We start from the raw sequence: 13,182 nt of genomic DNA, 5'->3' as shown, positions 1-13,182 counted from the left end.
TCCCCGATACCGCCGTATCCTTAAAAAAGGGCGACTTTAATACACTACCCGCAATCCATTCTATAATAGGGAACAGCGGCTTTTGCGCAATATTAAATAAAAAAGCCGATAACACATAGGTTTTTTGACCTAATGCGTTATCGGCTCTGCGTCTATGCGTCTGGCACTTTTAATCATTTTTTTTGAATTTATTATATGTGTTAGCTAACTGTCCACAAGCCGCGTTAATCTCTCTGCCATGAGAAACTCTCATAGTAACTTCAAGTCCTGCTTGCTCTAATTGATGTTTGAATGCAACTATTTCCCGTTTCTGTGGTGCTTTAATTCTTGAATTGCTTGTTGGGTTGTATTGTAACACGTTAATCATAACTTTTTTGCCCCGAAACCATTTTGCAAGTTGTCTTACATCTGAGGGCCGGTCATTTATACCCGGTAAAAGCAAATACGCAAAGACAATTTTGCGATTATGCCTTTCAGAATAGGATAAGGCTTGCTTAACAACATCTTCAATAGCATATATGCGCATGTGAGGAATAATACGATTTCTTGCAGATTGTGTTGCTGCGTGTAAAGATATTGTCAACTGAATTTTAAGATGTTCCTCGCGCAATTTTTTTAATTGATCGACCGGACCAACTGTTGATATGGTAATGCCGTCGGTTGGAAAGTTGAGCCCATATCTATCTCGGAGAATATGGATTGCTTTTATCAAGTTGTCATAATTGAATAAAGGCTCTCCCATACCCATAAAAACGATACGGTTTACTTTTCGACGCAACAATATAATCTGTTGTACGATTTCTGACGATGTTAGATTACGAACAAAGCCATTTCGCCCGGACTCACAAAAAATACAACCAACAGGACAACCGACTTGTGTGCTCACGCAAACAGTTCCACCATCTCGCCGCTTGATAAAAACCGTTTCAATGTATTTGTTGTCTTTCAGTTCGTAAACATACTTTTCAGTATCACTGCTTTTGCAAATATTTTTTACCAACATTGATAGATTTTTTTTGCGTGGTAATTGCTTATATAATTCTTCATATAAGGCTTTTGCTTCATTCTCGCCAATAACTTCCGACATTTCTTTGTAAGTAAATCCGTATGGATCATTCCGTACTTCCGCAGGCGTATATTTAGGTAAACGTTTCATTTTTATATCCTTTCTTCTAAATAATAAAAGTTTGTTTTTCTGTATTTTTGATTACAATCTCTAATTTTTCTACATCAATGATATGCGTCAATTTGCATTTAGGGCAGAAAAGAGGAAAATCTTTTAATACAGTATTATGAAATACTTGAACTCTCGTCTTTCCGTTACAAATCGGACATTTTATCCAATATTTTTTAAGCATTATATTTCACTCGTCCTTTTTACACAAAAAAATGCAGGTCAATCCTCAACATGAGCATTGACCTGCATTTATAATGCACAGAGCAGTACAACAAAACTAAGGCATAGCTTGCACTATGTCTATACTATATCTATACGTCGTTAGTTTTTTGTATAGCATCCGCAAAATAAGCATGACAAAAAAGCCCATGTTGAAAATGGGAAAATCCTTTTTTTCAATGCTTATCTAATACGCATGCTATGCAACATAAACGCCGCCTCCTTTTACATAAATTTTATTTTATCAGAAAATCAGTCTACTGTCAATACACAACAGGAAGTATTTAACCTAATGATATGAATTGTGTGGACATATCCAAAAAGAAAGGTGAACTGTAAAATGTAACAGGGTGAATGAAAATGGCAAAAAGACCCGTACCATTGTACGACTTTAAGGCTTTCGGGGCAGCTATAAAAGCCGCGAGAAATGAATACGGCGAGAGCCGCAAAAAGGTAAGCGACGAGTTATATATTTCCCCGCGCTACCTTGCGAATATCGAGAACAAGGGACAACAGCCGAGTTTACAGGTATTCTATGACCTTGTAACCCGGTATCATATTTCGGTAGATCAATTTTTCTTCCCGAACAGCAATGCGGAGAAATCCACCGGGCGGCGGCAGCTTGACGCGCTGCTGGACGGTATGAGCGATAAAGGCATACGGATTGTAACCGCAACGGCAAGGGAGATAACAGAAGTCGAACAAGCAGAGGACTAACCTCACAATATGGGAAGCAGGAGATTGCAGCGCATAGGGGCTGCAATCTTTTTTTGCGCCAAATTAGAAAGAGAGTGCAACAAACGCTGCCTTTGAAACGGGATAAGGAGTAGATAGCAAGCACAGCAAACGAGTACCCGTTTGCGAAAAGTGCTTGTTGGGATAATCCCAAACCCTTATACCGAAAGGCGGTGCGGAAATGGAAAACCGAAAGAGAAATATACAGATGAAGTTTTACGTTACGGAAGAAGAAAAGCGGCTGATCGACGAGAAGATGAAGCAGCTTCCCATAAAGCAGTATGGGGCATACTTCCGTAAAATGGCGATAGACGGGTATATTCTTGTCGTTGACCGAAGCGACACAAAAGCATATATCCGGGAACTGCAAGCGGTGAGCCGGAACATCAACCAGATTGCAAAACGCGCCAATGCGACGGGGACGGTTTACAGGCAGGATATAGAGGACATTAAAAAGGCGGTGGACGAGATATGGCGGTTACAAAGACGCACCCTATTAAATCAACCTTAAAGGCTGCGATAGACTATATCTTAAATCCCGAAAAGACAGACGGGAAGCTGCTTGCGTCCTCTTTCGGCTGCGGGCTGGAAACCGCCGATATTGAGTTTGCATGGACGCGGGAAGCTGCCGGAGATCGCGGCACACATTTAGGGCGGCACTTGATACAATCCTTTGCGGTGGGAGAAACCACACCGGAAGAAGCGCACAAAATCGGCATGGAACTTGCCGGGGCGGTATTAGGCGGCAAGTATGAGTTTGTTTTGACAACTCACGTCGATAAAGACCATCTGCATAATCACTTGATTTTCAACGCGGTTAGCTTCGTTGACTACAAAAAGTACCATTCCAACAAGCAAAGCTATCACTTTATCCGGCGCACCAGCGACAGGATATGTAAAGAGCATGGGCTATCCGTCGTCGTACCGGGACAGGACAAGGGAAAAAGCTATGCAGAATACACCGCCGAAAAGCAAGGGACAAGCTACAAAGCAAAGCTGAAAACGGCGATAGATACTCTCATTCCCCAAGTGAAAGATTTTGACGAACTGCTGCGCCGCTTGCAGGAAATGGGGTATGAAATCAAACAGGGCAAATACATTTCCTTTCGCGCTGCCGGACAGGAACGGTTTACCCGCACAAAGACGCTCGGCGCGGCCTATACGGAAGAAGCGATAAAGGAGCGTATCAAGGGCGTGTATGTTGCCAAAACAAAAACGCTGCGGGAAGATAAGAAAATCCGGCTTGTCGTCGATCTTGAAAACAGTATCAAAGCCCAACAGTCGGCGGGCTATGAACGGTGGGCAAAAATCCATAATCTGAAACAGGCTGCTAAAAGCATGAACTTCCTAACCGAAAACAAGATTGAGTATTATAGCGAACTTGAAAGCAAGATAGCCGATATTATGACCGCCCATGACGCGGCGGCAAGGGCGGTTAAGGACGTAGAGCAGCGTATGTCTGATTTGTCGCTGCTTATCAAGCACACGACCACATACCGACAATTAAAACCGATTTACGAGGAATACAAGAAGTCGCGGGACAAGGAAAAGTATCTGCGGGGGCATGAAAGCGAAATTATCCTGTTTGAAGCTGCGGCAAGGGCATTAAAGGAAATGCAGATAAAGAAGCTGCCCGATCTCGCCGCGCTGCGCAAGGAGTATAGCAGCTTAAACGACAGAAAAAGCAAATTGTATGAGGATTACCGCCAAGCGAAAAAGCAAATGCAAGAACGAAAACGGCGGTGCTGCTGGTCGTCAAGCCGCGCTGGATATGGATAAGGTTTTCCCCCAACGGGATAGAGGACATAAGCCCCTGTTCCTGCCGGTAGTCAAGGCGGGTCAAAATGCAGTTGTATTTCTGCGCGATTGCCGCCGCTCCAAATACTTCGTTATCCAATTTCTGCTTGGTATCTGCAAGGTTTAAGACAAGCAGCGTAAGCAGAAACATTCTTTCGTTGCGGCTCTGCAAATCGCGGAGTAGGTTTTTTGCTTCCCCGCCGTAGGTGGCAAGGTCGGACGGAATAATATCCATGTCGTAGCCGCTGCGGATTGCTTTTTTCTGTTCCTCGATTTTCATACGGTCAAGGTCGGTAATCTTGCGCTTAATCGTCTTGATTGCTTCGTTGTGGTCGATACTCTGAATGTGCAGATTGACGATAATCCCGTTTTCCGCGTCCATGAAGTCGGCAAGCATACGGTCGGAGAGTTCCGGCGCGACGATCTGCAAAAAGGAAACTGCGCCAAACTTGCCGCCCATTTGAAACATTCGCCCGTCGCCAAATCGGAAAGAGGACGGCGCGATAAAGTCTTTGACAGAAAGACCGCTTGCGGGTAGCCATTCCCACGCAAAGTTAAAGCGTTCCCCGTCCGGGTGGAAAATCCCATGCAGCACTTCAAGACGCTGTTTCCCGTCCAATACCCGCGCCGCCGCGCCGATCACCTTAAAATGGTTGAGGGTGTGGGCTTCATGGTAAACTCGTCATGTTCAAAGGTTAGGTACTGCTCGGCAGCTCCATAGTCGGCATTTTTAGAGCTGATATGTTTGAATGTTGCCAACGGCTTCACCTACTTTCTGCAAGACTTCAAACTTCAAGGCGGCAAGCTCCGCTGTGGCGGCTCGTACCTCTTGGGAGAGGGCGTTATAGGGTGCGCCGTACTCGTTCAGACAGCGGGCAATCTGGTTTAAGTTGCCGCCGATTTTCCCGTATTCGGCTGTGAGTTTCCCAACGGCAGAGAGTAACTCATCATTGACCGGGGAAACAGTAATGACCGGGCGTATGCTTGACTTAATGAGGGCTTGTCGGATAAATTCGGCTTGGCTCATTTTGCAGAGGGTGACACGCTCGGAAAACTCGGCGTATTCTTCCTCGGTCAAGCGTGTCTTGATTACCCGGCTTCGGTGGGGCGTGTTGTATCTTTTCATGGCTGTGAACCTCCTTTCGTGGGTGGATTTTTTCAAGCGGCGCAAGCCGCAAAAGGCGGGCTTGGGGTGGCAACCCCAACAAGATTCCCATAGGACAAAATGAGCCGGTAGGCGAAATTTGGTACTGTGGTAGAATCTTGCTCTAAGAAAACGGCGAAACTCCCCCTTTACTCCTTACTACGCAGAGAAATGCAAATATGGCAAAGTTTTGAAAAACTTTTTGATAAAACTTTTCGACAAAGCTGGAAAATCAGCGCGGTTTTTGGCGCAAAAAAACAGGAAACCTTTTCTGATTTCCTGTCATGGTATGCCGCTGTAACGGGCGGCGGTTATTCTGTTGTCATTCCCCGGAAGCAAACTTGTAGCCCATACCTAAAACGGTTTTTATGTAAATGGGCTTGCGGCTGTCCGGCTCTATTTTTTTCCGCAGGTTGTAAATCACATTTGCAACGCTTGACTGGCAGCTTTCACTTTCCATGTTCCAAACGGCTTCAAATATTTGTGTCCGTGTGAGGACAATGCCGGGGTTGGAAGCAAGATATACAAGGGTACTGTATTCAAGGCGGGTAAGGCTTACTTCCTCCCCGTCTTGAAATACCCGGCGTTGGTTCTGCTTTATTTCCAGTCCCGGAAAAGATAACACGGAAGCGGTTGTGATCTGCATGGGTTCAATCTGTATATAATCAGATATTGCCGATATGATTTTGTCAATCGCTGTTTCCTCTTGTTCGTTAAGTGTCAGCAGTAGTAATTTCCCCATGTTCATTACCTCTTTTATCCGTTGAATTTAAACTATATTTTTCTGTCGTGTTTTTGACAGTAAGCAACAAATATATATGATAGAGAGCGTAATGTCAATTTAATGCCATTAAAAGAGAAAGATGGTCTGTCTAATTATTATCATTTTGTTCATATGCACTTACGCTGCGTTTGGCATTTAGGCAATTCAATATATTGTAAATTTATCTATATCAGCGGGCTAACCTCATTTTCACAAAATAAGCTAAGTTTGTGAAGCGCTCTTGTGCAGGCAACATATAAGAGGTTTTTATCATCTTCATCATGGTAGTTTTGGCTATCTGCATCACAAATTAAGACAGTATCAAATTCTAATCCCTTTGACATATATACTGGTAAGATAAACACGCCTTGTAAATCTGATACGCTCCCATTTTTAATTAATTGAATATCAAGTTTGTGTTTAATTTTATTAAATAGATAGGTTGAATTTTTTTCGGTTTTACAAATTAAGCATATCGACTGAAACCCTTTCTCTTGGCATAATTTTATTTCCTTAACAATTTCATCAATGAAGATTTCGGAATTATCAGCAATATATACTTTTGGGCTATCGCCATTCCGATTAAAACTTTTTATCTGTGAACTTTGTTCAATGAACTTTAAACTAAAATTTAAAATTTCATTCGTACAACGGAAACTTTTATCCAACATAATAAGAGAAGATTTTTTCTTGTTCAATATTTTTTGAATTTGTTCGTAGAAAGAAATATCTTCTTTTTTGGCAAGAGTCTGTTTCATATCTCCTAAAATAGTAAATTTGGCATTAGAAAAAAGCAAATTAAATATTTCATATTGGAGAGGGTAGTAGTCCTGTGCTTCATCAATGACTACCTGCTTAATATTTTTATATTTATTTGTTCCGTATATTTTTAAATACAAATAAGCGATTGCTATTGCGTCATCATAATACAAGCTGTCTGCTTCCAAATTTTCCTTAGTATATTTCCAAATATTTTTTATGTTTTGTGACGGATTGCTATTTTGCAGCAGGCTATAAAAATAGGCTTCATTGCTAAATAATATTTTATATAATTCAACAATGTCAATTTTTATAAATTTCTGTATTTCCTGCTTGATTAGATTTTTTTCTTCTTTATGCCCCCGCCCTTTTCCTGTTCCAAATATTTGTTCTAAAATATAATCTTCTAATTGTTCTAATTTTATGCCTAATGGTGTTTCTGGTCTTCCTAATATCTTGTCTTTTAGAATTTGCCCGCTTACAACGCATTTTCCCTCATAATAAACATCTTCAAATTCTATCCACTGGCGGGGTATATCAATGAGAAATTGGTCTAAAATTTCCCTAAAAAAACTTGACGTTTTAAATTCTATACTATTTCTTGAAATTTCCTTGTATTTTGAATTGACAATCAAGTTTTCTAAAAAATCATTTCTTGACTGAATTTTCCTGCCATTTAATAACTCACTAAGTATATCTTCAAACACGGAAGAAATAACATTATCTTCTCCCAATTCGGGCAATACATTTGAAATATATTGCTCAAATATAGAATTTGGGGAAATAATCATAATGTTATTTGCGGACAGCTTTGTTTGTAAACCTTGATACATAAGATAAGCAGCCCGGTGGAGAGCAATAGAGGTTTTTCCACTTCCCGCTACACCCTGTACCATTAGCAGGTCATTTTCCATATCTCTAATAACCACGTCCTGTTCATGCTGAATTGTTTCAACAATAGCTTTCATTTTAGCAGTAGTGTTTTGTGACAGTAATTGCCTTAAAAATTCATCAACAATCTGAACATCTGAATCAAAAAAATATTCCAGTATTCCGTTTTTTATTTCATATTGGCGTTTCAAATTGAGTTCACCTGTTACTCGTCCACATGGAGCGTCATAAAACGCTTCGCCTGTCATAAAACGATAGAAAACACTGGCAATCGGCGATCTCCAATCATAAACATACATCTCTTGATAGCTGTTTTTTCGTAGAGAAGAACGTCCAATGTATATTTTTTCAAATTCGTCCTCATCATCAAATTTAAAATCAATTCGGGCAAAATAGGGCGATTTTATCATCTTTTCTAACAGAAGTATTTTATGTTCTTCTTCTTCATAATCTATAATTTTGTCTGTAACAGGATTGATATATTGGCTTAATTCAACAAGTGCCTCGAAACCGTCTGATGTGTACAGTGATGTAATGCCGTGTTCTGTATTTTCACGCACATCTTTTTTGGCTTCGATAATTTCTGATTTCTTTTTGTCTGCCGCTTCTTTTGCCTGCTTTAATTGTTCCTCGGCTAAAGAGATTGTTTGTGCTAATCTTTTTTCTTCAAACGCTTTTTCTGTCTGATTATTCCCCATAATGATTATGACCTCCTTGAAAAATGAAAGAAAGTTTTACTGAAACATTGCTAGGCTAGTTTAGCATGTGTCAGCTTATATAAACAGTCTTGTATTTATAAAATTTGTATGGTATTATTATAGTGGGAAGAAGTATGTTAGATATTTGATTTCTGCAAGCATATCAATTCTAATACGGACGTGTAATTTAAGCAATAAACAAATTGGGACAAAGCAGTTATACCGCTATGTCCCAATTTGCTATTACTCCATATCTTCAGCAGACAGAAACACAAGCCCGACAAATTCTTCCTCAATCAGTTTCTTCAACTTTTCCACTGTGCTCTATGCAGGCTCCCGTATCTCCATTCCAACCTATAATCTCTTTCTGTAAAAGCAAATCTTGTTCTGTGAAAAAATGAGTTGGATTCCGTAGTAGTCGGCATTGTGCGTAATGTGTATAACTGACTGTATCATGGAATTGTGGGTAACTCTGTTTGCAGGACGTGGGAAAGCTGCACTTTAGCTTTTCCATGTGCTGTGAATAGAGTTATCCATGATTCCATAGCCTGTTATGCACATTTCCACAATGTTTGTCTTTTGGTCGTTGGTTCGGAAAAGAAAAGCCCTGTATGTTATTATATACAGAGCCATTCTAATCTTTTTTTATCCACTACATAGAGCGTTTCCTTTCTGCAAAATTCATTTTACAGAGTGATACCCGCCTTTTTTGCAAAGTAGTCTTTTCTCCCGGTAAGCTCTGACTGTTTTTCCTTTGGAAGATTGTTGAATAAATCATCATAAAGAACATCAGCTAACTGCATTTCTCTCGCAAGCAAAAATACATTTAGACTAAGCCATTCCTCCCAAAGCCCCTCAAATAAGCTGTTACTGTCTGTATAGGTGTCAAGCTCCTCAAAGCCATGTGACGCTGTATAGCATTGCAGTTTAACAAAGCCATACCTACCAACATCAACCAACAAAATATCTTCGTCCTCTATTTCGTACAGTTCCTCAAACACATCAATCACTTTGCGACACTTTTCCCGTTCTTCCTCTGTGATATATACTGTTTTTTCCATGCTCAATTACCTCTATCCTTTCAAATTGTGGAATACTGTTTTCAGTTTTCTTCTACTTCTGAACCACATATTTGAAATGCCATATATGCCATTTTATACGGAATAGAGGTTGGCTGTCTGCATTTATCAGTGTGTTACTTTATGGCACATGAGCATTTGCGCCCGGATTGTCGTTGCCGTAACCCTCCATGAGGTTGATAGCCCCCCAAATGCCAAGACCTGCGCCAAGCGCGATAACCAAAGTCTGCAATACACCAACTGCGCTGTTAAAGAAATCCATATAAACCTCGCTTTCTGCCGCTTTGCGGCTCAAAAAATGTTGTTGAAAATGAAAATGCCGCCGTTATTCCTCGGCGGCTGCGTCCTCGTCGGACAAATCTATTTCGTATATGTCAAAGGCTTCATCGGGCTTTACTATTGCCGGGCGGGTAGACATATACCGTTCCACATCAAAAGCGTTTTTCTTGTCGAAGTCGGAAAGGTATTTGTAGTTCGGGTGTTTCGTTATATCGTATTTGTCGCTTAAAAAGGGACGTACACCGCGTAGCTGCAAAATACATTTCCCACCGTCCATAACTGCTATTTCGTCCTGTGTCATCAACTCCTTTCCTAATTTTTGATAAGTAAGTCCATGAGAAACCTGCGTGCCGCGATTTTCGGAAGTGTTGAAACTGTCAATTGTTTCCCGTCCCAAGTTATCCGAAATATCCTTTGCATTTTTCCCACGTCCTCCCAAAAACAAGGTGCTGTCGGCATTATCAAGTATGATTTCTGCCGCGTCCTTGTAAATGGCTTTTAGCTGGCTCTGCGATTGCAGAATGATAGAAGCGGACATTTCCCGGCTGCGGATTGTGGCAATCAGTTTATCAAATCGGGGTATCTGTCCGATGTTCGCAAACTCGTCAAGCAAAAAGCGGACGTGAACAGGCAATTTGCCGTTATATTCGTCGTCCGCTTTGTCGCAAAGCAAATTGAAAAGCTGCGATTGCAGCATAGCGATAACAAAATTAAACGTGCTGTCCGTATCGCTCATTATGAGGAAAAGTGCGCTCTTTCTGTCGCCTAACGTGTCAAGTTCTAATTCGTCGTAGGACATGAGATCGCGCAATTCCTTAATATCAAAAGGCGCAAGCCTCGCACCGCAAGAAATGAGGATTGATTTTGCTGTTTTGCCCGCCGCCAATTTATATTTTCGGTACTGCTTCACCGCGAAATGGTCGGGGTCGCGTTCTTCCAAGTCGGCAAACAGCAGATCGACGGGGCTTTGATATTCCTCGTCGTCCTCGCGGGCTTCGCTGGCGTTGATAAGTTCCAACAGGGTAATAAAGTTCATTTCCTCGGCGGGGGCTTCATACCAGATGTAGCCAACCAATGCGCAATACAATAACCTTTCCGCTTTTACCCAAAAATCCTCCGCACTTTTTTCTCCCTCGCCTTTGGTATTCGCTATCAACGTGTTTACCAGCTTCAAAATATCTTTCTCGCTGCGGATATACACAAAGGGGTTGTAGTGCATAGATTTTTTGAAGTTAATCGTATTCAGTACCTTAATGCGGTAGCCCGCCCGTTGCAGCAGCTTCCCGCACTCAATCAAAACCGTACCTTTCGGGTCTGTCAAGACGTAAGAGGAATGAAGCTGCATTAAATTCGGCTTGACGAAAAACCTTGTTTTTCCGCTGCCGCTGCCGCCGATCACGACGACGTTCTTATTTCTTGCGTACTTCGGCTGCTTCGGGCGGCTGTTCATGGTAAGGCGTTCCGTCTGTGTCAAAATGATGTTGTTTTGAAACTCCGGGTCTATGTAGGGCTTAATATCTTCGGCGTTTCCCCATCGGGCAGAGCCGTACTCCGCGCCCTTGCGGTATTTCTTCGCGTTTTTCCCTTTGACATAGACAATCAAGCGGATAATCACCGCGCCGACAATGCCGACAAGCAAATCCAGCGGGTAAATGCTCGGCAAGGCACTTTCAAAGGCTGCGGAAAATCCCTGCGTGATATTCAGTATCTTTGCGGAAATATCCGCGCCGGGGGCAAGCCGCACCGCCTGTCCGACTTTATCAAAGAGATAGACAAAGAACACATAGGGGATATTCGGAAGTATTAGCTTTTTGTAGTTAATCTGCTTCATATCTCGCGCCCCCTGTCCATTTTCTTTACCTTGTCGCGGGCGGCGTTAAGCTGCTTTGCCTTGTCCTTTGCAGCGGCAAGGGCTTTGCGGATAGAGGGCTTTTTCTCCCTGTTCAGCTTCTTTGCGGAAAACTCTTGAAACGCTGCGGTCATAACGTCTGCGTCCCGGCCTTTGAAAAACACAAGGTAGCGGGTCTGCTCGCCCTTAACCTTTTTCAGCGAAAAATCTATGTTGTATTTCTTCGCCGTACTCTCAAAGGCTTTAATATTGCTGTCGGTGATCTCGATGTTGGAAACACCCGCGTTCTGCTTCATAAGCTGCCGCATGGTCTGTTTCCCATGCGCGGGCTTGCTTTTCTGCTCCAAAAACTTTTGGATTGCTTTCTGCAACGCCTGTTCGGTAAGCCGCGCCGCGCCTTTTCCCACTTTGACGTATAGGGCAATCGTTTTTTGGGTTACTTCCTCCTGCAAGGTATCAACTCCTTTCCCGGTAAAATGCGGCTATGCTCATTCGCCGCCGTATAAGTCGTGATTGACAAGGGCGGTATAGTAGCTGTCAATGGTACTCGGCGCGTTGAACAGCACCGCTTTTAGATACTGCTTGATGTTGCGCACTTTGGTTGTGTTCTCCCTCATGCAATCCAAAACAAACTCAATATGGCTGCTGTTCAGCTTCAAAAACTTGGATTTCACCAATTCGGCGGGGTAGTCGTCCCCGGCAATACGGATTGTCTTTCGGGCTGTGCAGACGGTTTCCAGCATAAGGTCAACAATCTCGTCCAAACGGTCTTTGTCAATTTTGCAGTTTTGAATGAGATGGTCGTATTCGATATTGTCCTTGATAATCTCCCTGTAAATCTCTACTGCGCTATTGCTTTTCGCTTCCGTTCTTTTCCTTTCCGGCGGCGTAGCCGCTTCGCCATGCGCAAAGGGCAAGGGGTTTAGGGAATGGAAAGGAATGGAATCGGTACTTGATAAATCAGTAATTGATTGTTCTTTACTTAATATATCTTTATTTAATTGCGTTGGATTTTCCAACGTAGGTTTTTCCTGCGTAGGTTTTTCCAACGTTGGATTATCCAATGTTGGATTTTCCAATGTAGGTAAATCCAATATAGGCGGCTGTCCGCCGCTGGTAGCTGCTTCCGGCTCTCGCGGCTGCGGCTGCTCGTATATGACGTAATCTGCGCCCCGCAAGCGTCCCTTTTCGTCGCGCTCCCGGCTGCGCACGATATATCCGGCTTTTTCGAGTTCCTTTACCGCTTCGCGGATTGCGTCGATCTTCTCCCGGTTGATATGGGATAAGCCCGCAAGGGTATAATCCCAATCTTCGGGCAGCGAAAGCATTTGCGACAACAAGCCCTTTGCCTTTAAGGACAATTCCTTGTTTCGCAAGTGGTGGTTGCTCATAACGGTATATCCCGTATTTCGCTCCACTCTGAAAACTGCCATATTTCCTCACTTCCTCTCTTGGTATGCGTGGACAATTAGAAAGCCGTTTTCGGCTGTTTTGGTATTGCAATATGCCCTTTGCCGTTTTCGCGTCTGCAAAGCCGCATGGCACAAGGGCTTTTGCCCGTCTATTTGTCCATGCTGGCGTGCGTTTTCCGCGTCCTTTTGCCGGGGCAATAGGGACACTCTTTGAAAACGCAAAACTCATATTTCCACCCGGGGCGGTAGAAACGGCAAGTGCCGCAATCTTCATCATCTCCGGCACAACCGGATTGATAGCGGTCAAATCCCGGCTTCTGCTGCATGAGCAATTCAAACGCCCGCTGCTTGCCCTTTGTGAAATACATTCCGGCTGCACC

The 13,182-nt window shown here is 42.8% G+C and carries 14 protein-coding genes and 1 pseudogene; 3 read left to right on the top strand and 12 right to left on the bottom strand.

Going from position 1 to position 13,182, the window contains the following annotated elements:
- Positions 1-169: 169 nt before the first annotated feature.
- Both rlmN and DXA60_RS01005 read right to left on the bottom strand, forming a co-directional pair.
- The gene (gene rlmN / locus DXA60_RS01010; RefSeq protein WP_006774449.1) at positions 170-1,156 is read right to left on the bottom strand and encodes a 23S rRNA (adenine(2503)-C(2))-methyltransferase RlmN; all 987 of its coding nucleotides are present in this window, start codon (positions 1,154-1,156) and stop codon (positions 170-172) included.
- Positions 1,157-1,172: 16 nt separating this feature from the next.
- Complete coding sequence (locus tag DXA60_RS01005; RefSeq protein WP_003431289.1) at positions 1,173-1,358, bottom strand: cysteine-rich KTR domain-containing protein; 186 nt, start codon at positions 1,356-1,358, stop codon at positions 1,173-1,175.
- A 398-nt stretch (positions 1,359-1,756) separates the two neighbouring features.
- Between DXA60_RS01005 and DXA60_RS01000 the strand changes: the two genes are divergently transcribed.
- The 3 genes from DXA60_RS01000 to DXA60_RS00990 all read left to right on the top strand — a co-directional run bounded on the left by DXA60_RS01000 (position 1,757) and on the right by DXA60_RS00990 (position 3,910).
- Positions 1,757-2,113, top strand: coding sequence for a helix-turn-helix transcriptional regulator (locus tag DXA60_RS01000; protein ID WP_044942672.1), 357 nt, complete (start codon positions 1,757-1,759; stop codon positions 2,111-2,113).
- A gap of 199 nt (positions 2,114-2,312) precedes the next feature.
- Positions 2,313-2,642, top strand: coding sequence for a plasmid mobilization protein (locus DXA60_RS00995; RefSeq protein ID WP_002584958.1), 330 nt, complete (start codon positions 2,313-2,315; stop codon positions 2,640-2,642).
- Complete coding sequence (locus DXA60_RS00990) at positions 2,603-3,910, top strand: relaxase/mobilization nuclease domain-containing protein (RefSeq protein ID WP_117500818.1); 1,308 nt, start codon at positions 2,603-2,605, stop codon at positions 3,908-3,910. The genes DXA60_RS00995 and DXA60_RS00990 overlap by 40 nt, the downstream gene beginning before the upstream one ends.
- Here the strand turns inward: DXA60_RS00990 and DXA60_RS00985 are convergent.
- The 10 genes and pseudogenes from DXA60_RS00985 to DXA60_RS00940 all read right to left on the bottom strand — a co-directional run.
- A pseudogene (locus tag DXA60_RS00985) lies at positions 3,861-4,598 on the bottom strand (VirB4-like conjugal transfer ATPase, CD1110 family); the annotation flags it as partial. The gene DXA60_RS00990 and the pseudogene DXA60_RS00985 overlap by 50 nt on opposite strands.
- Positions 4,599-4,658: 60 nt before the next feature.
- Positions 4,659-5,054: a plasmid mobilization protein gene (locus DXA60_RS00980; RefSeq protein ID WP_117500819.1), complete on the bottom strand. Its 396-nt coding sequence runs from the start codon at positions 5,052-5,054 to the stop codon at positions 4,659-4,661.
- 340 nt (positions 5,055-5,394) lie between these two features.
- Positions 5,395-5,814, bottom strand: coding sequence for a winged helix-turn-helix domain-containing protein (locus DXA60_RS00975; RefSeq protein WP_173821045.1), 420 nt, complete (start codon positions 5,812-5,814; stop codon positions 5,395-5,397).
- Positions 5,815-6,020: 206 nt separating this feature from the next.
- Positions 6,021-8,183 (bottom strand): HelD family protein, encoded by a 2,163-nt coding sequence (locus tag DXA60_RS00970; protein WP_117500820.1) that lies wholly within the window; start codon positions 8,181-8,183, stop codon positions 6,021-6,023.
- A gap of 686 nt (positions 8,184-8,869) precedes the next feature.
- The gene (locus DXA60_RS00965) at positions 8,870-9,244 is read right to left on the bottom strand and encodes a hypothetical protein (protein ID WP_002591345.1); all 375 of its coding nucleotides are present in this window, start codon (positions 9,242-9,244) and stop codon (positions 8,870-8,872) included.
- 139 nt (positions 9,245-9,383) lie between these two features.
- On the bottom strand, positions 9,384-9,524 hold the full coding sequence (locus DXA60_RS00960; protein WP_087292267.1) for a Maff2 family mobile element protein: 141 nt from the start codon (positions 9,522-9,524) through the stop codon (positions 9,384-9,386).
- Positions 9,525-9,587: 63 nt separating this feature from the next.
- Positions 9,588-11,372, bottom strand: coding sequence for a VirD4-like conjugal transfer protein, CD1115 family (locus tag DXA60_RS00955; protein WP_070087586.1), 1,785 nt, complete (start codon positions 11,370-11,372; stop codon positions 9,588-9,590).
- A complete protein-coding gene (locus DXA60_RS00950) occupies positions 11,369-11,842 on the bottom strand; it encodes a PcfB family protein (protein ID WP_002604484.1) in 474 nt (157 codons plus the stop codon). Before DXA60_RS00950 ends, DXA60_RS00955 begins: the two co-directional genes overlap by 4 nt.
- A 36-nt stretch (positions 11,843-11,878) precedes the next feature.
- Entirely contained in the window at positions 11,879-12,823 is a 945-nt protein-coding gene (locus DXA60_RS00945; protein WP_002604485.1) for a DUF6017 domain-containing protein, read from the bottom strand.
- Between the two features lie 128 nt (positions 12,824-12,951).
- Positions 12,952-13,170: a hypothetical protein gene (locus DXA60_RS00940; protein ID WP_002604486.1), complete on the bottom strand. Its 219-nt coding sequence runs from the start codon at positions 13,168-13,170 to the stop codon at positions 12,952-12,954.
- Positions 13,171-13,182 lie beyond the last annotated feature (12 nt).

Origin of the sequence: Roseburia sp. OF03-24, assembly GCF_003463035.1 — a bacterium.
In the GTDB taxonomy this organism is placed as follows: domain Bacteria; phylum Bacillota; class Clostridia; order Lachnospirales; family Lachnospiraceae; genus Roseburia; species Roseburia rectibacter.
This window is presented reverse-complemented; position numbering and strand designations above follow the sequence as displayed.

Excerpts from the sequence above, each read along its gene's own strand:
- rlmN (WP_006774449.1), bottom strand. The coding sequence starts at position 1,156 with ATGAAACGTTTACCTAAATATACGCCTGCGGAAGTACGGAATGATCCA.
- DXA60_RS01005 (WP_003431289.1), bottom strand. The coding sequence starts at position 1,358 with ATGCTTAAAAAATATTGGATAAAATGTCCGATTTGTAACGGAAAGACG.
- DXA60_RS01000 (WP_044942672.1), top strand. The coding sequence starts at position 1,757 with ATGGCAAAAAGACCCGTACCATTGTACGACTTTAAGGCTTTCGGGGCA.
- DXA60_RS00995 (WP_002584958.1), top strand. The coding sequence starts at position 2,313 with ATGGAAAACCGAAAGAGAAATATACAGATGAAGTTTTACGTTACGGAA.
- DXA60_RS00990 (WP_117500818.1), top strand. The coding sequence starts at position 2,603 with ATGGCGGTTACAAAGACGCACCCTATTAAATCAACCTTAAAGGCTGCG.
- DXA60_RS00980 (WP_117500819.1), bottom strand. The coding sequence starts at position 5,054 with ATGAAAAGATACAACACGCCCCACCGAAGCCGGGTAATCAAGACACGC.
- DXA60_RS00975 (WP_173821045.1), bottom strand. The coding sequence starts at position 5,814 with ATGGGGAAATTACTACTGCTGACACTTAACGAACAAGAGGAAACAGCG.
- DXA60_RS00970 (WP_117500820.1), bottom strand. The coding sequence starts at position 8,183 with ATGGGGAATAATCAGACAGAAAAAGCGTTTGAAGAAAAAAGATTAGCA.
- DXA60_RS00965 (WP_002591345.1), bottom strand. The coding sequence starts at position 9,244 with ATGGAAAAAACAGTATATATCACAGAGGAAGAACGGGAAAAGTGTCGC.
- DXA60_RS00960 (WP_087292267.1), bottom strand. The coding sequence starts at position 9,524 with ATGGATTTCTTTAACAGCGCAGTTGGTGTATTGCAGACTTTGGTTATC.
- DXA60_RS00955 (WP_070087586.1), bottom strand. The coding sequence starts at position 11,372 with ATGAAGCAGATTAACTACAAAAAGCTAATACTTCCGAATATCCCCTAT.
- DXA60_RS00945 (WP_002604485.1), bottom strand. The coding sequence starts at position 12,823 with ATGGCAGTTTTCAGAGTGGAGCGAAATACGGGATATACCGTTATGAGC.
- DXA60_RS00940 (WP_002604486.1), bottom strand. The coding sequence starts at position 13,170 with ATGTATTTCACAAAGGGCAAGCAGCGGGCGTTTGAATTGCTCATGCAG.